The 17,326-nt window shown below is 61.8% G+C and carries 19 protein-coding genes; 6 read left to right on the top strand and 13 right to left on the bottom strand.

Annotated elements, in window-relative coordinates; translation table 11 throughout:
• Nucleotides 1–110: 110 nt before the first annotated feature.
• The 5 genes from urtB (at nucleotide 111) to AC07FD_RS02380 (ending at nucleotide 5,027) form a co-directional block, all read left to right on the top strand.
• Nucleotides 111–1,727: an urea ABC transporter permease subunit UrtB gene (gene urtB, locus AC07FD_RS02360; RefSeq protein WP_478348497.1), complete on the top strand. Its 1,617-nt coding sequence runs from the start codon at nucleotides 111–113 to the stop codon at nucleotides 1,725–1,727.
• Entirely contained in the window at nucleotides 1,724–2,956 is a 1,233-nt protein-coding gene (urtC, locus tag AC07FD_RS02365) for an urea ABC transporter permease subunit UrtC (protein ID WP_478348479.1), read from the top strand. Before urtB ends, urtC begins: the two co-directional genes overlap by 4 nt.
• Nucleotides 2,957–2,962: 6 nt before the next feature.
• Nucleotides 2,963–3,709: an urea ABC transporter ATP-binding protein UrtD gene (gene urtD, locus AC07FD_RS02370; RefSeq protein ID WP_478348480.1), complete on the top strand. Its 747-nt coding sequence runs from the start codon at nucleotides 2,963–2,965 to the stop codon at nucleotides 3,707–3,709.
• 69 nt (nucleotides 3,710–3,778) lie between these two features.
• Nucleotides 3,779–4,474: an urea ABC transporter ATP-binding subunit UrtE gene (gene urtE / locus AC07FD_RS02375; protein WP_477288868.1), complete on the top strand. Its 696-nt coding sequence runs from the start codon at nucleotides 3,779–3,781 to the stop codon at nucleotides 4,472–4,474.
• 376 nt (nucleotides 4,475–4,850) lie between these two features.
• The gene (locus AC07FD_RS02380) at nucleotides 4,851–5,027 is read left to right on the top strand and encodes a hypothetical protein (protein ID WP_111546440.1); all 177 of its coding nucleotides are present in this window, start codon (nucleotides 4,851–4,853) and stop codon (nucleotides 5,025–5,027) included.
• 78 nt (nucleotides 5,028–5,105) lie between these two features.
• Here the strand turns inward: AC07FD_RS02380 and AC07FD_RS02385 are convergent, their stop codons facing one another.
• From AC07FD_RS02385 to AC07FD_RS02435, 11 genes are all read right to left on the bottom strand, one after another.
• The gene (locus AC07FD_RS02385; RefSeq protein WP_478348498.1) at nucleotides 5,106–6,254 is read right to left on the bottom strand and encodes a GGDEF domain-containing protein; all 1,149 of its coding nucleotides are present in this window, start codon (nucleotides 6,252–6,254) and stop codon (nucleotides 5,106–5,108) included.
• Between the two features lie 176 nt (nucleotides 6,255–6,430).
• Nucleotides 6,431–7,237, bottom strand: a complete 807-nt coding sequence (locus tag AC07FD_RS02390) for a DUF72 domain-containing protein (RefSeq protein ID WP_478348481.1) — start codon at nucleotides 7,235–7,237, stop codon at nucleotides 6,431–6,433.
• Nucleotides 7,238–7,263: 26 nt separating this feature from the next.
• Nucleotides 7,264–7,728, bottom strand: a complete 465-nt coding sequence (locus tag AC07FD_RS02395) for a GNAT family N-acetyltransferase (RefSeq protein WP_478348482.1) — start codon at nucleotides 7,726–7,728, stop codon at nucleotides 7,264–7,266.
• Entirely contained in the window at nucleotides 7,725–8,132 is a 408-nt protein-coding gene (locus tag AC07FD_RS02400; protein WP_478348483.1) for a DUF302 domain-containing protein, read from the bottom strand. The genes AC07FD_RS02395 and AC07FD_RS02400 overlap by 4 nt, the downstream gene beginning before the upstream one ends.
• Entirely contained in the window at nucleotides 8,129–8,572 is a 444-nt protein-coding gene (locus AC07FD_RS02405; protein WP_478348484.1) for a hypothetical protein, read from the bottom strand. Before AC07FD_RS02405 ends, AC07FD_RS02400 begins: the two co-directional genes overlap by 4 nt.
• Nucleotides 8,573–8,576: 4 nt before the next feature.
• Nucleotides 8,577–11,498 (bottom strand): excinuclease ABC subunit UvrA, encoded by a 2,922-nt coding sequence (gene uvrA, locus AC07FD_RS02410; protein ID WP_478348485.1) that lies wholly within the window; start codon nucleotides 11,496–11,498, stop codon nucleotides 8,577–8,579.
• Between the two features lie 720 nt (nucleotides 11,499–12,218).
• Complete coding sequence (locus AC07FD_RS02415; RefSeq protein WP_478348486.1) at nucleotides 12,219–12,605, bottom strand: hypothetical protein; 387 nt, start codon at nucleotides 12,603–12,605, stop codon at nucleotides 12,219–12,221.
• Nucleotides 12,602–13,207 (bottom strand): ATP-dependent Clp protease proteolytic subunit, encoded by a 606-nt coding sequence (locus AC07FD_RS02420; protein ID WP_478348487.1) that lies wholly within the window; start codon nucleotides 13,205–13,207, stop codon nucleotides 12,602–12,604. The genes AC07FD_RS02415 and AC07FD_RS02420 overlap by 4 nt, the downstream gene beginning before the upstream one ends.
• 26 nt (nucleotides 13,208–13,233) lie before the next feature.
• On the bottom strand, nucleotides 13,234–13,734 hold the full coding sequence (locus AC07FD_RS02425; protein ID WP_478348488.1) for an SRPBCC family protein: 501 nt from the start codon (nucleotides 13,732–13,734) through the stop codon (nucleotides 13,234–13,236).
• A 14-nt stretch (nucleotides 13,735–13,748) separates the two neighbouring features.
• Nucleotides 13,749–14,063, bottom strand: a complete 315-nt coding sequence (locus AC07FD_RS02430; RefSeq protein ID WP_478348489.1) for an ArsR/SmtB family transcription factor — start codon at nucleotides 14,061–14,063, stop codon at nucleotides 13,749–13,751.
• A gap of 45 nt (nucleotides 14,064–14,108) precedes the next feature.
• Nucleotides 14,109–14,435, bottom strand: a complete 327-nt coding sequence (locus tag AC07FD_RS02435; protein WP_478348490.1) for a cupin domain-containing protein — start codon at nucleotides 14,433–14,435, stop codon at nucleotides 14,109–14,111.
• Nucleotides 14,436–14,710: 275 nt separating this feature from the next.
• Here AC07FD_RS02435 and AC07FD_RS02440 point away from each other — a divergent pair, with 275 nt between their 5' ends.
• Nucleotides 14,711–15,229: a single-stranded DNA-binding protein gene (locus AC07FD_RS02440; RefSeq protein ID WP_095085060.1), complete on the top strand. Its 519-nt coding sequence runs from the start codon at nucleotides 14,711–14,713 to the stop codon at nucleotides 15,227–15,229.
• An 885-nt stretch (nucleotides 15,230–16,114) separates the two neighbouring features.
• On the opposite strand, the gene AC07FD_RS02445 is transcribed toward AC07FD_RS02440, so the two are convergent.
• Nucleotides 16,115–17,002 carry a hypothetical protein gene (locus AC07FD_RS02445; RefSeq protein ID WP_478348491.1) on the bottom strand — a complete coding sequence of 296 codons (888 nt, stop codon included), beginning with the start codon at nucleotides 17,000–17,002 and terminating at the stop codon, nucleotides 16,115–16,117.
• An 11-nt stretch (nucleotides 17,003–17,013) separates the two neighbouring features.
• The gene (locus AC07FD_RS02450; RefSeq protein WP_478348492.1) at nucleotides 17,014–17,238 is read right to left on the bottom strand and encodes a DUF6634 family protein; all 225 of its coding nucleotides are present in this window, start codon (nucleotides 17,236–17,238) and stop codon (nucleotides 17,014–17,016) included.
• Nucleotides 17,239–17,326: the final 88 nt, after the last annotated feature.

Below are 17,326 nucleotides of genomic sequence, written 5' to 3' on the forward strand. Positions count from 1 at the left end.
CGGGCTGACCAGGTCTGGACCGCAGGTCCATGACCTCAGACCGCAGCGTCCGGACGGTTTCCTCCGCCGTCCGGACGCCCAATTCAACATTCAAGGGTCGCCTGAAGCCGATGAACCTCTTGCGCGCAATTGGCCTGACGCTTTTGTTCCTGCTGGCGACGCTGTCGTCGTCGGGTGCTGGCGAAGCCGATCTGCGTGGCATCATCGCCAAATTCGCGACGGCCCAGGGCTTTTCCGAGACAGGCGCCGTCGTCCACGACCTGGCGGCCACAGGTGATCCGGCTGTCGAACGACCGCTTGCCGCACTCGCCGACGGTAACCTCTATATCCGCAAGGCGGATTCGCTGGTCTTCGTCGGCAAGGAAGCGGGCGACATCGTCGAGCTGTTCGATCCGCTGAGCGGCGAGAAGTCGGCGGATGCCGCCAAGGACGACATCACCAAGATCAAGGTCAACAACACACTGCGCCGCGTCGTACGCGATGCGCTGGGCACGCTGACGCTCGGCGCCAAGGATCCGGCCGTGCGCATCGCCGCTGCCGACACCATTTTCAAGACACCCGATGCCGCAAACATCGGGCCGCTCGACACCGCGATCGCCAGCGAGACCGTGGCCAGCGTCAAGGCCCTGCTCGAACAGGCCCGTGCCGCCTCGGTTCTTGTCTCGGATCGTCCGGATGCCGACAAGCTCGCGGCCCTCGCGGTGATCGGCGCACGGGGCGACCGCGACGCGGTTTCGCTGCTTACCTCGGTCGAGGCGAATTCCCTGGGCGCGGTCAAGGAAGCGGCGACGGCCGCAATCGCCAACATCAATTCGACGCTGGCCTTCTGGGATGCCGGCCAGAACATCTGGTACGGGATTTCCCTGGGCTCGGTGCTGCTGCTGGCGGCAATCGGGCTTGCCATCACCTTCGGCGTCATGGGCGTCATCAACATGGCGCATGGCGAGATGGTCATGCTCGGCGCCTACACGACTTTTGTCGTCCAGCAGGTGATCCGCACATCCTTTCCCGACCTGTTCGACTGGTCGCTGGTCATCGCGCTGCCGCTCGCCTTCCTCGTCGCGGCGCTTGTCGGCCTGGCCATCGAACGTGGTGTTATCCGCTTTCTCTACGGGCGGCCGCTGGAGACACTGCTGGCGACATGGGGCGTGTCGCTGATCCTGCAGCAGGCCGTGCGCAGCATTTTCGGGCCGACCAACCAGGAAGTCGGCAATCCCTCCTGGATGTCGGGCTCGTTCAATGTCGGCCAGCTCGCGATCACCTGGAACCGCCTCTGGATCCTGGTTTTCGCGCTCTCCGTCTTTGCCGTGCTGCTCTATGTGATGAAGCGCACGCCCTGGGGGCTGCAGATGCGCGCCGTCACCGCCAACCGGCGGATGGCCGCCTCGATGGGCATCAGGACGCCATGGGTCGACGCGCTGACCTTCGCGCTCGGGTCCGGTATTGCCGGCATCGCCGGTGTCGCGCTCAGCCAGATCGACAATGTCTCGCCCAATCTCGGACGTGGCTACATCATCGACAGCTTCATGGTTGTCGTATTCGGCGGCGTCGGCAATCTGTGGGGCACGCTGGTCGGCGCGTTCTCGCTCGGCATCGTCAACAAGCTCCTCGAGCCCTATGCCGGCGCCGTGCTCGGCAAGATCGTCGTGCTGGTGCTGATCATCCTGTTCATCCAGAAGCGCCCGCGCGGCCTGTTTGCGCTCAAGGGCAGGGCGGTGGAAGCATGATCACCGGACGCTTTTTCGCCGCGGGTGCGGACCGCCGCATCGCCATCACGATTCTCATCCTGCTGGCGGTGGCCATCATCGTGCCGCTGCTCAACCTGGCTGTGTCGCCGACCAGCACCTTCTATGTGCCGTCCTACATCGTGGCGCTGACCGGCAAATATCTGTGCTATGCGCTGCTCGCCTTGGCGCTCGACCTTGTCTGGGGCTATTGCGGCATTCTCTCGCTCGGCCACGGCGCCTTCTTCGCGCTCGGGGGCTATGCGATGGGCATGTATCTGATGCGCCAGATCGGAGCGCGCGGCGTCTATGGCAACCCCATCCTTCCGGACTTCATGGTGTTCCTGAATTACAAGGAATTGCCCTGGTTCTGGACTGGTTTCGACCATTTCTGGTTCGCCGGCCTCATGGTGCTGGCGGTACCTGGCCTGCTCGCCTTCGTCTTCGGCTGGTTCGCCTTCCGTAGCCGTGTCACCGGTGTCTACCTCTCCATCATCACCCAGGCGATGACCTATGCGCTGCTGCTCGCCTTCTTCCGCAACGACATGGGCTTCGGCGGCAACAACGGCCTGACCGATTTCAAGGATATTCTCGGCTTCAACGTGCAGGCCGACGCAACGCGTTCGGCGCTGTTCGCGGCCAGCGCGGTGACGCTGGCGCTCGCCGTCTTCGTCACCTGGGCGATCGTCGGTTCCAAATATGGCAAGCTCTTGATGGCGGTGCGCGACGCCGAGAGCCGCACCCGGTTCCTCGGCTGGCGGGCGGAGAATGTGAAGCTGTTCGCCTTCACCGTCTCGGCGGTCATGGCCGGCATTGCCGGCGCGCTCTATGTGCCGCAAGTCGGCATTATCAATCCCGGCGAGTTCGAACCGTCCAATTCGATCGAGGTGGTGATCTGGGCGGCCGTCGGCGGGCGCGGCACCATTGTCGGGCCGATCATCGGCGCGCTGCTGATCAATGCCGGCAAATCCTGGTTCACCGGCGTGCTGCCGGAATTCTGGCTGTTTGCGCTCGGCGGCCTGTTCGTCGCCGTTACGCTTTTGCTGCCCAAAGGCATCGTCGGCATGTGGGATTCCTGGCGCGGCAACGCCAAGGCGCTGCGGGCAGAATCTCTGGCCGAGGAGGCCGGCACCGACCCCGTCGCCCCGCCGCGGCAGAAGATCGTTCGCAGAGCGGCGACAAAGCCGGGCGACTGGTCGTCGACCAGTCCCGAACCGCAGCCGGCGGAGTGAGCGATCATGAGCAAGTCGCACACGATCCTCTATCTCGACGGCGTCTCGGTGTCCTTTGACGGCTTTCGCGCCATCAACAATTTGTCGCTGGTGCTCGACAAGGGTGAGATGCGCGCCATCATCGGCCCCAACGGGGCCGGCAAGACGACGATGATGGACATTGTCACCGGCAAGACGAGGCCCGACGAGGGCGAGGTGTTTTTCGACGGCCAGATCGACCTGACCAGGCATGATGAAGCCGAGATCGCCATGATGGGCATCGGCCGCAAATTCCAGAAGCCGACGGTCTTCGAAAACCACACGATCGAGGAGAATCTGATGCTGGCGCTGAAGGGGCCGCGCTCGATCTTCCCGGCGCTGTTCCATCGCCGCTCGACCGCCGAAGCGCGGCAGATCGACGACATTCTCGGCATCATCCGGCTCGGCGACAAACGCGACCAGCTAGCGGCAAATCTGAGCCATGGACAAAAGCAGTGGCTGGAGATCGGCATGCTGCTCGCGCAGGACCCGAAGCTGCTGCTGGTCGACGAGCCAGTCGCCGGCATGACCGATGCAGAGACCGAGGAAACCGCGCGCCTGCTCAAGGAGATCGCGCGCGACCATTCGGTCATCGTCGTCGAGCACGACATGCATTTCGTGCGCGAACTGGGCGTCAAGGTCACCTGCCTGCACGAAGGCTCGGTGCTGTCCGAAGGCACGCTCGATTTCGTGTCTGCCGACGAGCGCGTCGTCGAAGTCTATCTGGGGAGATGAGCATGGTCTGGCGGGTTCAATTCCATCGCTTCGATCTGTCCTTCCTGCGGTTCTGGAGAAGGCGCTGACATGCTCGAAGTTTCTGATGCCACGCTCCACTACGGCGCCGCCCAGGCGTTGCGTGGCGTGTCGCTGAAGGCAGGCGCCGGCAAGATCACCTGCGTGCTCGGCCGCAACGGCGTCGGCAAGACCAGTTTGATGAGATCGATCGTTGGCCACCATCGGCTGACGAGCGGAAGCGTTGCCTTCGAGGGGAAGGCGCTCGACCGGAGCGCGGCGTATGACCGCGCCCGGTCGGGCATCGCATTCGTACCGCAGGGCAGGGAGATCTTTCCGCTGCTCACGGTGCGGGAAAACCTGGAATCGGGCTTTGCGCCACTGAAACGTGCCGACCGCAACGTGCCCGCCCATGTCTTCGAGTTGTTCCCGGTGCTGAAGCAGATGCTGGGTCGCCGTGGCGGCGACCTTTCCGGTGGCCAGCAGCAGCAGCTTGCCATCGGCAGGGCGCTGGTGATGCGGCCGAAGCTGCTTGTGCTCGACGAACCGACGGAAGGCATCCAGCCGTCCATCATCAAGGATATCGGCCGCGCCATCCGCTATCTGCGCGACCAGGCGGGCATCGCCGTGCTTTTGGTCGAACAATATCTCGATTTCTGCCGCGAGCTTGCCGACGAGGTCAACATCATGGACCGCGGCCTGATCGTCCACACCGGCCCGGCGGAAGATCTCGACAGGGCGGATGTCCGCAAGTTCCTGACCGTCTAAAGCGCGACGCATCCAGGCGGATTTAAACGACGCGCTTTAGATCTGTGTTTTTGTCCATGTCGTTGTCCCAAAACCGCTGCGCACTTTTGGGTGACATGCACTAGAATCGGCACTGGACTTCAGGTGACGGTCCGAAGTCTTTCGCAGTCCAATATTTCTTCGATCCAGTCATCCGTGTCTCTGGCGCGCCGGCGGCTGCGTGCTAGTCTTTTCTTGGGTTTTGTGAGTCGGCCGTTTCCGTATCAGTCTGGTGTTATCGCAGATCGAGGGGCACGGCGAAGGCCGGGCAAGTTCCACGCAAGCATGCATTCCTAGCTTCCCTCCTGCGATCTGATTGTCGTTCAACGCGTTTGGGCACACAGGCTAAGGGACTGCCATGGAACGTTACGTCGAGGATTATCAGAAGCGGCGGCTAACCGAGCGCGTCGACATCATCACCGCGATCAACATATTGAGGTCCCAGGGGTACGATCGCGACGAACTGATCGAGGAAATCACCAAGGTCTTCTATGTCGATCTCGATGCTTTCAACGAAATCGTCATGGCGGCATAGGGCTGCCTTCACTCACGATCGTCTTGCCGAAACAGGCAAGGCTGTCCCGACAATACGGTCGACATATCAGGATCGCAGTTAACCCACGCGCCGGAGTGGCGAGGCGGTGACGCGGTTGCGGCCGCCGCGCTTGGCAGCGTAGAGCGCATTGTCGGCGGCGCTGAGCACCTTGTCGAAGCTGAGGCCCTCCTTGGTGCCGAAAGCAAATCCGGCACTGACCGTGCATGTCAGCGAACCCGTCTCGGTTTCGATGCGGCACGCGGCGAAGGCGGACCGTATGGCCTCGGCCGTGGCCTCCGCCGTTTCGGGCAAGGTCCGCTTCAGCACCAGAGCGAATTCCTCGCCGCCCATGCGCGCGGCGACGTCGGTCGGGCGAAGATTGCCGGCGAGTCCCCTGGCGAACACCCTCAGCACCTCGTCGCCAGCGGCGTGACCGAATTCGTCGTTGATGGCCTTGAAGCCGTCGAGGTCGAACACAACCACAGCGGTGAAGGCGCCGACCGGGGCATTGCCATGCAGGTCGAACAGCGCGCGCCGGTTAAGCAGGCCCGTCAAGGGATCGGTCAGGGCGTTGTGGCGGTGATGCCTGGCCAGGCGCCCTTGATTGAGCGCCAGCGACAGCGCGCCAATGCCGGTCATGCTGGCGATGACGATGATGAGGCTCAACTCCTCGGCCCAATTGCTTGGTGCATGCCCCAGGATCAGCTTTCCGTCCCAGGCGAGAACCATGGCGCAAAGAGCGAAGGACGCGGCCGTGGCCGAATAGAGTGCGGTGATGCCGATCGTTAGCGCTGGGGCTTCGTTGCGGCCCTTCCAGTATTCGAACGCCGTTGCGAACAGAAGCAAGGCGGCGAACAGGTTCTCGAACATGAAGCCGAGACCGTCATAGCCGAGAGCCATGGCAGGCAGCACGACGGCCAGCGATATGCTGCCAACCACCGTTCGCGGGATCGGCGAGCCGCCGGTTCTGAACTGGTAGGCCGCGCCCAGCATGGCTGAGAAACTAAGCAGGAGCAGGGCAAGCGTCGCAATGCCGAGCAGGCGCCCGGGCATGTCGATATAGGCGTCATAAACAAAAATGTCGGCGACAACCAACAGCAGGCTGACCGCCCACGTCAGCAGGAATTTCTCCGAACGGGCGGTCAACCACATGCCAAATAGCGTCAGGCTCAGACAGGTGGCGGAAAAACCGACAGCCAGCAGAAGTGAAGTGTAGTCGAGCGACATGCCCCTCGTTCCTTGCCGGCGGCGATCCCAGCTCTGCGGCTTGGCCAGGCTGGATTCATGCAGCAAGGAGGTATCGATAAGGTTACGAAGGTGCCGAAATTGCCACGATTGGACGCCTTGCTGCGCCAAAAACGCATAGGAGAGGCGCTTGGCGTGAAAGTCTTATGCCTATGTTCTTAGTCGGCCACCCGCTTCAACAGCGCCATGGCGCCGAACGGTGCCCGCACCTTGCCCTCGGTGATGAAGTAGACGAACACGTCGCGCGGTTTGACCGGTGCTTCGGTAGAGGGATCGGCGCGCGGCAGGTCGGCCGGCACCTTGCCTTCCGCCCAGGTCCTGGCGCGCGCGGCCCATTCATCCAGGCCTTTCGGCGTGTAGCAATCGGGATTGTCGTCGCTGCCGGTTTGCAGCCGGGCATAGATGAAATCGCCAGTGACGTCGGCGATCGCCGGATATTTGGCGTGGTCGGCATAGACGATCGCCGCTTTGTATTTGCGCACCAGCGCGGCGAATTCCGGCACGATGAAACTGTCGTTGCGGACCTCGACTGCGTGGCGCAGCGCAACGCCGTCCTGCTTTTCCGGGAGCAGCTTAAGGAAGGCTTCGAAATCGTCCGGATCGAATTTCTTTGTCGGTGCGAACTGCCACAGGATCGGTCCGAGCTTTTCACCAAGCGCCGCCACGCCCGAGCCCAGGAAGCGCATCATCGATTCACCGGCCTCGCCGAGCACGCGCCGGTTGGTGACGAAGCGGTTGCCCTTCAGCGAATAGACAAAACCGTCTGGCGCTTCGCTCGCCCATTTGACAAAGGTCGGCTCCTTGAAGCTGGAATAATAGGTGCCGTTGACCTCGATGCTCGATACCTGCCTGCTGGCATATTGCAGTTGCTTGGCCTTGGAGAGCTTTTCGGGATAAAAGGACGTATCCCAGGGTTCGAACGTCCAGCCGCCCATGCCGGAGCGGATTGTTCCCGATTTACTCATTAGCCATCCTCCCGAATTCAGAAAAATCAGCCCGTCGTGATCTTGTTGACCGGCTTCGCCATGTCGACGAGCACCCATCCTGGCCGATATGGATTGGGCCGGCGACCCGTTTCGTGGAAACCATAGGCCAGGTAGAGCGCGATGTTCCGCTCCATTTTGGCGTTGGTGTAGAGCCGCACCTCTGGCAGGCCCCAAAGACGCGTCTGCTCATCCGCGTGATTGAGCAGGGCAATGCCGAAACCCTTGCCCTGGAAGGCGGGTGACACCGCGACGGAAAAGATCATCGCGTGATCCTCATGCCGTTCCAGGGTTAGCAGCCCGGCGAGTTGATCGCCGCTCTCCAGCAGCCAGACTTCACCGCGTTCGATGCGCGGGGCGTAGTCCTCGGTAACCGGGATCGGCGGTGCGTCGAGTACCGCATTGTAGGGAGCATAGGCTGCTTCCGTCAGCGAGATGATCGCGGCGAGATCTTCGGGGCGGGCAAGCCTCATGATTGATCCATTCCGGCAGCGGCCGCGATCACCTTCGCCATGCCGGCAGTGATCGCCGCCACGGCGGTGCTGCTGACGTCGCCCAGGCCGTGGCGTTCAGCCAGCCAACGCGCATCGTTGTAGGACAACCAGACCTTGCCGCGTTCGTCCTCCCAGGACAGCGCCTTCACTGGCAGGTCGATGCCGGCAAGCTGCTGGTCCTGCATCAGCGGCGTACCGCCTTTCGGATTGCCGAAGATCAGCAGTTCTGCCGGACGCAGCGAGGCGCCGACTTCCCGAGCGCCGGCCGCGTGATCGATGCGTGCGAACACGTGCAGTCCAGCCCGACTGACGGTTTCAGCCAAACGATCAATGGCCTCGGTAACGCCGAAACGGCTCTGAACAGAGATGAGGCCGTTGTTCATTCCGCCGCCCCTAGGGCAGGCTCTGTTTGCCATTCCTCGAATTCGACAAGCACGTGCTTCGCCACGACCTTGCCTTCGACGCCGAAGGACGAATCCCACAGAACGCAGTAGCCTTCCGCCACCTTCGTGATGACCAAGTACCCAACAATGCCAATCAGGTTGAAATTGGCTAGCGTGACTTCGCTCACGTCTTCCAACGCCAGGGTGATGAGCACATGACGATCGAGGATGTAATACCCTTGGTCATCGGTTCTGTCCGTCATCCGGAAAGCATGAAACCTAAGCCGTCCCGAGCGCTTCGAAGACAGCTCGATCTCAAGCAACTCTGCATCGTGAAAACCTGGAACGAATCCGAACCACTCGATCAGTGCCGGACCGCCTTGCACATCCGCAAGGGCATTGGCCTCCGTGCGGATGTCGTTGTGCATCATCACCGGCAACAGGTTACTCCGCCGCTTCGCGCTTGCCTCCGGGGCGCCGCTCCAGGAGCTCCTTGAGGAACTGGCCGGTGTAGCTGCGCTTTTCCCGCACGATCGCTTCCGGGGTGCCGGAGGCGACCAGTTCGCCACCGCCGTCGCCGCCTTCGGGGCCGAGGTCGAGCACCCAGTCGGCGGTCTTTATCACCTCGAGATTGTGCTCGATGACCACCACCGTGTTGCCCTGGTCGACCAGCTCGTGCAGCACTTCCAGGAGCTTGGCGACATCGTGGAAATGCAGACCGGTGGTCGGCTCGTCCAGGATATAGAGCGTCTTGCCGGTTGCCTTGCGCGACAGTTCCTTGGCGAGCTTGATGCGCTGCGCCTCGCCGCCGGACAGCGTCGTCGCCTGCTGGCCGATATGGATATAGCCGAGGCCGACCTGCTTCAGCGTATCGAGCTTGTCGCGCACGCCGGGCACGGCGGCGAAGAAATCGACGCCTTCCTCGACCGTCATGTCGAGCACGTCGGCGATCGACTTGCCCTTGAACAGCACGTCGAGAGTCTCGCGGTTGTAGCGCTTGCCATGGCAGACGTCGCAGGTGACATAGACGTCGGGCAAAAAGTGCATCTCGATCTTGATGACGCCGTCGCCTTGGCACGCCTCGCAGCGGCCGCCCTTGACGTTGAAGGAGAAGCGGCCGGGTTGGTAGCCGCGCGCCTTCGCTTCCGGCAGCCCGGCGAACCAGTCGCGGATCGGCGTGAAGGCACCGGTGTAGGTGGCGGGGTTGGAACGCGGTGTGCGCCCAATCGGCGACTGGTCGATGTCGATGACCTTGTCGAGAAATTCGAGGCCCTCGATGCGGTCGTGGTCGGCCGGATGCTCGCGCGAACCCATGATGCGGCGCGACGCCGCCTTGAACAGCGTCTCGATCAGGAAGGTCGACTTGCCGCCGCCCGACACGCCGGTGACGGCGGTGAAGGTGCCGAGCGGGATTTCGGCGGTGACGTTCTTCAGATTGTTGCCGCGCGCGCCGACGATCTTCAGCCGCCGGTTTTTCTTCGCTTCGCGCCGTACGCCGGGCGTCGCCACTTCGAGCGCGCCCGACAAATATTTGCCGGTGATCGAACTGGGATTGGCCATCACCTGCTGCGGCGTGCCCTGGGCGATGATCTCGCCGCCGTGGATGCCGGCGGCAGGGCCCATGTCGACGACATAGTCAGCATGCAGGATGGCGTCCTCGTCATGCTCGACGACAATCACCGTGTTGCCGATGTCGCGCAGGTGCTTCAGCGTGTCGAGCAGGCGTGCGTTGTCGCGCTGGTGCAGGCCGATCGACGGCTCGTCCAGAACATAGAGCACGCCGGTGAGACCGGAACCAATCTGCGAAGCCAGGCGAATGCGCTGGCTCTCGCCACCCGACAGCGTGCCGGAATTCCGCGACAGCGTCAGGTAGTCGAGCCCGACATCGTTGAGGAAGCGCAGCCGCTCGCGGATCTCCTTCAAGACGCGCACGGCGATCTCGTTCTGCTTGTCGTTGAGCGAGGCTGGCAGGTCGGTGAACCACTTGTCGGCGTTGCGGATCGACTGTTCGGTGACTTCGCCGATATGCTTGCCGGCGATCTTCACGGCCAGTGACTCGGGCTTGAGCCGATAGCCCTTGCAGACCGGGCAAGGCGTCGCCGACATGAAGCGCTCGATCTCCTCGCGCATCCAGGCGGATTCGGTTTCTTTCCAGCGGCGCTCGAGATTGGGGATGACGCCTTCAAAAGTCTTGGTGGTCTTGTAGGAGCGCAGGCCGTCATCATACTGGAAGGTGATCTCGCGTTCGCCGGTGCCGCGCAGGATGGCCTCCTGGGCTTCCGCGCTCAAATCCCTGAACTTGTCGCCGAGCTTGAAATTGTAGGCCTTGCCCAGCGCTTCAAGCGTCTGCGCGTAATAGGGCGAGGTCGATTTCGCCCACGGGCTGACCGCACCGTCGCGCAGCGACACGTTCTCGTCGGGCACGACGAGGTTGGGGTCGATGGCGCGCTGGCTGCCGAGACCGTCGCAGGTCGGGCAGGCGCCAAACGGATTGTTGAAGGAGAAAAGACGTGGCTCGATTTCCGGAATGGTGAAGCCGGAGACCGGACAGGCGAACTTTTCCGAGAACAGGATGCGCTCGTGCGTCTCGTTCTTGGACTTGTTGACCGAATCCTCGCCGGTCTGGCTGGCGTCGAGCGGCTTGTCGGCGAATTCGGCGACCGCCAGCCCATCGGCGAGCCTCAGTGCCGTCTCGATGGAATCGGCTAGCCGGGTGGCGAGATCCCCACGCACGACGATGCGGTCGACGACGACGTCGAGGTCATGCTTGTACTTCTTGTCCAGCGCCGGCACGTCGGCGATTTCATAGAAGACCCCGTCGACCTTGACGCGCTGAAAGCCCTTCTTCTGCAGTTCCAGCAATTCCTTGCGGTACTCGCCTTTGCGGCCGCGCACCATCGGCGCCAGGATAAACAGGCGGGTGCCTTCCTCGACCGCCAGCACACGGTCGACCATCTGTGACACTGTCTGGCTTTCGATCGGCAGGCCGGTGGCCGGCGAATAGGGGATGCCGACGCGCGCGAACAGAAGCCGCATGTAGTCGTATATTTCGGTGACGGTGCCGACGGTCGAACGCGGGTTCTTCGAGGTCGTCTTCTGCTCGATCGAGATGGCCGGCGACAGGCCGTCGATCTGGTCGACGTCCGGCTTCTGCATCATTTCGAGGAATTGCCGCGCATAGGCCGACAGGCTCTCGACATAGCGACGCTGGCCTTCGGCGTAGATGGTGTCGAAGGCAAGCGACGATTTGCCGGACCCGGACAGGCCGGTCATGACGATCAGGCTGTCACGCGGCAGGTCGAGGTCGACATTCTTCAAATTGTGTTCGCGCGCCCCGCGAATGGAAAGATATTTATGGTCGGCCATCGCCGGTCGCCGCCTCAGAATCTGGAATTTCCTGGAATGGCGGGTTTTCCCGGCCATCCCCTATGTAGGTAATTTTGCCGCCACGTCGAGAGACGCCACAATTCCCGACAAAAGCGTTTAACCGTCTTTCGCGTGAACGGGCAAGCGCAAAGAACAAAGGCCGAACACGCTCCTGACAAAGCTGTGCAAAAACTGACTTGTACGTAACCTCCCGGCGATCACGTTTTTCGGTAACCGGCTATTGATGGTTGACGCCACCGACTCAGGGGAGCAGACTTCATTAGTCAACGAAGCCGGCCGTCTTTCGATGGCCTCGCCGCCCAGAGGCGGCCTGCGAGACGCCGCAGGCAGTTGCGATTTGCGCTTCGGGACGACACGTCGCAACGGACAATGGAGTGGAGCATGACGCCACCGGACAGTCCCTTGAGGCTCCACGTGTCGCTGGAGCCGTGGCAGGCATAAGTGCCAGGGTTTAGCGTTTGCGCCACCCGACAAACCGTGACCTGCCATATCCCACAAAAATCAGAGACGGCTAGTCGGATCGTCGGCTGAATGCCGCGAAGCATCCGAAATCAAACGCCGGCAGTACACTCCCGGCAAAATTGGATTTGAGATCCAAAAAGGCCCCAGCCGTTTGCGCAAAGCACGGCGGGGCCGTTTTCATGCGCGGCTTGCTTTGTCGACCATAGGCGCGGCGCACGACGCAGACAGATCGTGCACTCAGTGGCGCGGCAGCCCGGTGGCGCCAGCGCCGACATCAACGATGATGCTGCCGGAAATCCTGACATCCGTGTCGCCGATCTTGAACTGGCCGTTCCCATTGCTGGGGGATGCGTCGTCGGGTTCGGGCTGCGGAGCCGGCTTGGCGATGCGATAGTCGCCGGTCACGCCGGGCAGGGCGCCTTTCCGCGCCGCTGGCGAGCTGTCGTCGGCAAGGGCCGTGCCGCTCATGGAGCCGGCAAGAGCGACCACGACAACGGCGATGACGCGATGCAATATTCTGGACGGATGAGTGTCGGTCATCGCCCAGTTATAGTGACGTGTCGACGAGGCGACCAGACCGGCGTCGTCAAACCTTCGACAGCCGGCGACGCGCTTCAGCCTCACGCGGCCTGTTTGCGCGTATCGAAAACATGGTCGACAAGACCCCAGGCCTGAGCCTCGCGAGCCGTCATGAAGTGGTCGCGGTCCAGCGTGCGCTCGACCTCTTCATAGGTGCGGCCGCAATGCTGCGCATAGAGTTCGGCCATATGCCGCTTTGTCTGGCCGATGCGCTCGGCATGGCGCTGGATGTCGGAGGCCTGACCCTGGATTCCACCCAGCGGCTGATGCAGCAGGATCGTGGCGTTCGGCAGCGAGATGCGACGCCCGGCCGTACCCGCCATCAACAGAAACGAGGCCATCGAAGCGGCAAAGCCCATACACACTGTCGAAACCGGGCAGCTTATGTATTGCATGGTGTCGTAGATGGCGAAGCCGCTGGTCACCACGCCGCCAGGCGAGTTGATGTAGAGCGAAATCTCCTTGTCGGGATTGTCCGATTCCAGCGACAGCAGCTGCGCGCAGACCAGCGCCGAGATGTCGTCGTTGATTTCACCGTTGATGAAGATGATGCGCTCGCGCAGAAGGCGCGAAAAAATGTCGAAGGCGCGTTCGCCGCGGCTCGATTGCTCGATCACCATCGGAACCAGATTGGCAAGACCGCTCATTGTTTCGTCTCCGTCCGTTTCGTTTTTCAGGCCGCGCGCAGCAGCAGCAAAGGCGTGTTCGCCGCGACCGGCCATCTTGAATTACGCGACCCCAACGAAAGCCTGCAGCCGGGGCCGGCCATGGCAACAGCGGGCATTGCCGTTCGGGCAAAACCGTCATGGACGATGCGCAGATGCGTGCCGCCGGAGACGGTGCGGGCGAGTGTGAAGGTGACAATGCTGTCGAGCGGGCAGTCGAGCCGATCCTGCCGCCCGGCATCGCCTGGCTGCGGCCGCTCGCGCCAGGAATAGCGCAGCAGCCGTTCGGGCTCGGCGTCGAGAACTTCGCATTCGATCGCCGCCTCTGGCCCGGCGAAGGCAAAACGGCTGCCGGTCTCAGGGCTGATGTCGTTCGGCATCATCCATGCGGCGAGCAACTCCGGCACGGTCAGCGCCCGCCACACCTTTTCCGGCGGCTCCGGCAGGTCGCACTCAAACTCGATCGCGTCAGGCGCGGTGTTGGTGTCCGCGTGGCTTTGGTCTGTCATTGATCCCATGCTCTTCATTGATCCATGTCCTTCAAAACCGCCTTCAGCCTTTCGATGCGCTCCGGCCAGAAGGTCCGGTAGCGTTCGATCCAGGAGAGCAAGGGGGCAAGCCCTTGCGGATCGGCGCGATAATAGGCGTTGCGGCCCGCTCGCCGCTCGACCACCAGGCCGGCGCTGCGCAACACCGCCAGATGCTGGGAGACCGCGGGTTGCGACACCGTCATGCCGCTGCGCAATTCCGAGACGCTCATTTCGCCAGCGGCAAGCTGCTCAAAGACGGCGCGGCGCGTCGGGTCGGCAAGGGCGCGGAAAATCTCTGCTTCGATCATGACGAAAGCATAAGTCGATACTTATTGATTTGGCAAGCGCTGTTTTTACGAGCTTGTCGGAAGCCAGCGCCTCACCACCCCGGCAGGTCCATCAAACGTCGCCTCGAAGATTGGCGACGCAAGCACAGCGTGGATGTGAAGCGTTCCGGTGCCGACGTTCTTGAACCCGTGTTTCCTGTTCGCGGGAACAACGAGAGACTGGCCCGAGGTCAGGACGTTGTGCTCATCGTCGATCCACATCTCGGCCCTGCCGGCGATAACGGTCAGCACTTCCTCGACGGGATGCCAATGCGTTGGGGCGCCGACCGTGGGCGCGACCCATTGCTCGAATATGCAAAGTTGCGATGCACCGTTGCTGGCCGACACATGCATACGCGTTCCCACACCTGCTCGCCATTGCTCGCGCGGCTGGTCCTCATGTGTGACGGAGTTCATTTGATTACCCCCGACCCATTCCCGATTTCATGGAAATTTCGGACCGGAACACTACATCTTGCTGACAAACATTGACAGAACGCCACGGGCGTCATAGAACGAAAAGGGAACAAAAACCTTGTGGGAAAAGCCAGCCATAGCAGGCGGCGATGGTCTGCAGCCTGTAAGGTGCTGCGACAAAAATTTGTTTCGGATGAGCGCGGAGAAATATCATGGCGGGTAGCGTCAACAAGGTCATTCTGGTCGGCAACCTCGGTGCAGATCCGGAAATCCGTCGCCTGAACTCGGGCGAGCCGGTCGTCAACATCCGCATTGCGACGTCAGAAAGCTGGCGCGACAAGAATTCTGGCGAGCGCAAGGAAAAGACCGAGTGGCACAACGTCGTCATCTTCAACGATCAGCTTGCCAAGGTGGCCGAGCAGTATCTGAAGAAGGGCATGAAGGTCTATGTCGAGGGCCAGTTGCAGACGCGCAAATGGCAGGACCAGACCGGCAACGACAAGTACACGACGGAAGTCGTGCTGCAGAAATTCCGCGGCGAGCTGCAGATGCTCGACGCACGCGGCCAGGGTGAGGGCGGTCAGGTCGGCGGCTATGCCGGTGGCGGCAGCAGCCGTGGTTCCGATTTCGGCCAGTCCAGCCCGAGCGAAAGCTTCAATCGTGGTGGCGGCGCCAAGAGCGGCGGTGGCGGCGGTTCGTCGCGCGAACTGGACGACGAAATCCCGTTCTAATGTGCGGTAGTTGCCGCTTTGTAAACTATTCTAATCAACCTACGGGTATCGTTAGCGAATTGCCTCATTCCAGCGATTGGCCGGCGAGGGTGATTTCCTAAGTGAAAATGCGGTATCTCGAAGTGTAAACAAAACGAGGGGGGGGTGGAGCCGTCGCCGATCGACGGTCCGCGAACGGCTAATTGCGACTCCACACGCAGGCATGTCCGGAAGGTGAAGGCATCGCAAAGGAATGCCTTTCGTCGTTCTGATCTCATCCGTCCGAACGTGACTGCTCGGCGAGCCTTGAGGACATCGGCCACTTTCGCAGCGAATGCGACGCCTCACCATACTCGAACACGCCTCCAATTGTTTGGCTGGTAAAAGAGCCGCCTAGCTGCCAGCACCTATGAGGACGATGTCAGGCAGCCAACCCATGCGTCAGCTGCCCGGCGCGGGCCGACGGAAATCGATGGATCAGGGCGGCCTCCACGGCGAACGGTTTCTTGGAAAATAACCCTAGGGTTGCCCAGGTCTCGTGGACCTACAGGCGCGAACGACATGGCTCGGTGATTCGCCAAACTGGCCGGCCGCCGAGGCATCGGCCGCTCAACGGTCAACCTTCGTTCCAGTTATCCACAGGTAATTGAGGGCGCTGAATTCTTTGGCAGCTGTTGCTCGCGATGCGATCACAGGTTTCCTGGGAACGCCGAGCAGATTTCGATCCTTACCCTCGAATCCTTGAAGTAGAAATAGTTGTGCGAAAACAGGCAATTGTCGGCAGAGGCCTGTCTTAGATCCCGATCGCTGGAGGCGGCTTGATTTCGAGCCCGGCACCGGCTCTCGTTCTGCGCGTGTCGCGCAGGAGAGAGCACATGAGAAGCAATCGGGACGAGGGATGGTGCATCAATCGGGGAAGTAAGGAGCCCGTTCCAGAAACGAGGGATGGAGCCCGCCCCGCCGGATGGTGCGAGAGTTGCGATTTCTCCTACACCCGAAATGAGCCGCGAGGGATGCGGTTGCGGATGGCGACGCTGCGACGGCTACGCGCTTTCCTTCCGATGTGGTCGAGTTGCCGATGGAGCGAATGACGACCACCGAATTATTCGGCGCGGGTTCGGCTTCCGCGTCGTCTTCGGAGAGGTCCTCGATGTCGTCATCTCTCGACGCCTCCTTCGCCGACGCGTCCTTCTTCGTCGGTCCGTCCACCAGCCGTGCGCGTAGGATTGCCGACTTCAACTCGGCTTCATAATTCAGAAGCATCCGGAACAGCGAAGTCCGCGAGACATGGAAGCTGTCGACGTAGCGAGTAAAGATGAGAGTACGTGACAGAGCGCTCCACGCGAGCGCCCGCCAAAGCATTCGCGGGCCTTTGCCCTCATTGAAGTCGCGCATCGCCAGCGATGCCGCTTCGCCCGCGACCGCCGCCGCAGCCTGCGGATCGCCAAACACGGCAAGGTAGAATTGACAGCGCAGGCGGCAGGCTTCGGCCGGAATCCCCTTTACGACTTCGGCGGTGTCGAGCGCGGATTCGACACTTTTGATACCGTCCTCAGATTGTTCAGTGGCGAGGTCGTCGAGACAATTGGCAAGGGGCAAAAGTTCGACCCGGCCGCGCTTCTTCATCCGCCGTGACAGGCGGCTTGCGTATTCCCGGATATCGTCTCCGAGTCGATCGCCAAAGAACGCCATGCCGCGCAGCAATTCTTCCTCGCTCGGAAGATGCAAGCCGGCTTTCGCAGCCTTCAGGCGGCGATCAAAATGACGGTCGAAAGTCGAATCCCTGGATGTCATGGCTGGGGCAGTCAAGAATCGAGGCCGGACTGTTCGACAGCACGTCCAAGTCTGTACCATCTTGAGAGCGTCCTCGCCCAGGCACGGTCTTCAGACAGCAGCCACAAATCCGACGTGTTGATCAGCCGGTTCTCGCCGCCGAGTTTGGGATGTCCAGTCGAGAGCCCGGCAAGGGAGGGAACAATTCTTTGGGCAAGGATCCATCGATCGAGGATGGGGGCTTCCTCGTCTGCCATTGCCTCCGGAGGCACGCCGCGGCGGACGCGCTCTAGATGTGGAGCCTCAACAGGTTGTCCCCGGTTATGGCGAGGCGACTGATAGGCG

This window comes from Mesorhizobium waitakense (assembly GCF_056431085.1).

Coding starts and splice junctions, on each gene's coding strand:
- urtB (WP_478348497.1), top strand. CDS start 111: ATGAACCTCTTGCGCGCAATTGGCCTGACGCTTTTGTTCCTGCTGGCG.
- urtC (WP_478348479.1), top strand. CDS start 1,724: ATGATCACCGGACGCTTTTTCGCCGCGGGTGCGGACCGCCGCATCGCC.
- urtD (WP_478348480.1), top strand. CDS start 2,963: ATGAGCAAGTCGCACACGATCCTCTATCTCGACGGCGTCTCGGTGTCC.
- urtE (WP_477288868.1), top strand. CDS start 3,779: ATGCTCGAAGTTTCTGATGCCACGCTCCACTACGGCGCCGCCCAGGCG.
- AC07FD_RS02380 (WP_111546440.1), top strand. CDS start 4,851: ATGGAACGTTACGTCGAGGATTATCAGAAGCGGCGGCTAACCGAGCGC.
- AC07FD_RS02385 (WP_478348498.1), bottom strand. CDS start 6,254: ATGTCGCTCGACTACACTTCACTTCTGCTGGCTGTCGGTTTTTCCGCC.
- AC07FD_RS02390 (WP_478348481.1), bottom strand. CDS start 7,237: ATGAGTAAATCGGGAACAATCCGCTCCGGCATGGGCGGCTGGACGTTC.
- AC07FD_RS02395 (WP_478348482.1), bottom strand. CDS start 7,728: ATGAGGCTTGCCCGCCCCGAAGATCTCGCCGCGATCATCTCGCTGACG.
- AC07FD_RS02400 (WP_478348483.1), bottom strand. CDS start 8,132: ATGAACAACGGCCTCATCTCTGTTCAGAGCCGTTTCGGCGTTACCGAG.
- uvrA (WP_478348485.1), bottom strand. CDS start 11,498: ATGGCCGACCATAAATATCTTTCCATTCGCGGGGCGCGCGAACACAAT.
- AC07FD_RS02420 (WP_478348487.1), bottom strand. CDS start 13,207: ATGAGCGGTCTTGCCAATCTGGTTCCGATGGTGATCGAGCAATCGAGC.
- AC07FD_RS02425 (WP_478348488.1), bottom strand. CDS start 13,734: ATGACAGACCAAAGCCACGCGGACACCAACACCGCGCCTGACGCGATC.
- AC07FD_RS02430 (WP_478348489.1), bottom strand. CDS start 14,063: ATGATCGAAGCAGAGATTTTCCGCGCCCTTGCCGACCCGACGCGCCGC.
- AC07FD_RS02435 (WP_478348490.1), bottom strand. CDS start 14,435: ATGCATGTGTCGGCCAGCAACGGTGCATCGCAACTTTGCATATTCGAG.
- AC07FD_RS02440 (WP_095085060.1), top strand. CDS start 14,711: ATGGCGGGTAGCGTCAACAAGGTCATTCTGGTCGGCAACCTCGGTGCA.
- AC07FD_RS02445 (WP_478348491.1), bottom strand. CDS start 17,002: ATGACATCCAGGGATTCGACTTTCGACCGTCATTTTGATCGCCGCCTG.
- AC07FD_RS02450 (WP_478348492.1), bottom strand. CDS start 17,238: ATGGCAGACGAGGAAGCCCCCATCCTCGATCGATGGATCCTTGCCCAA.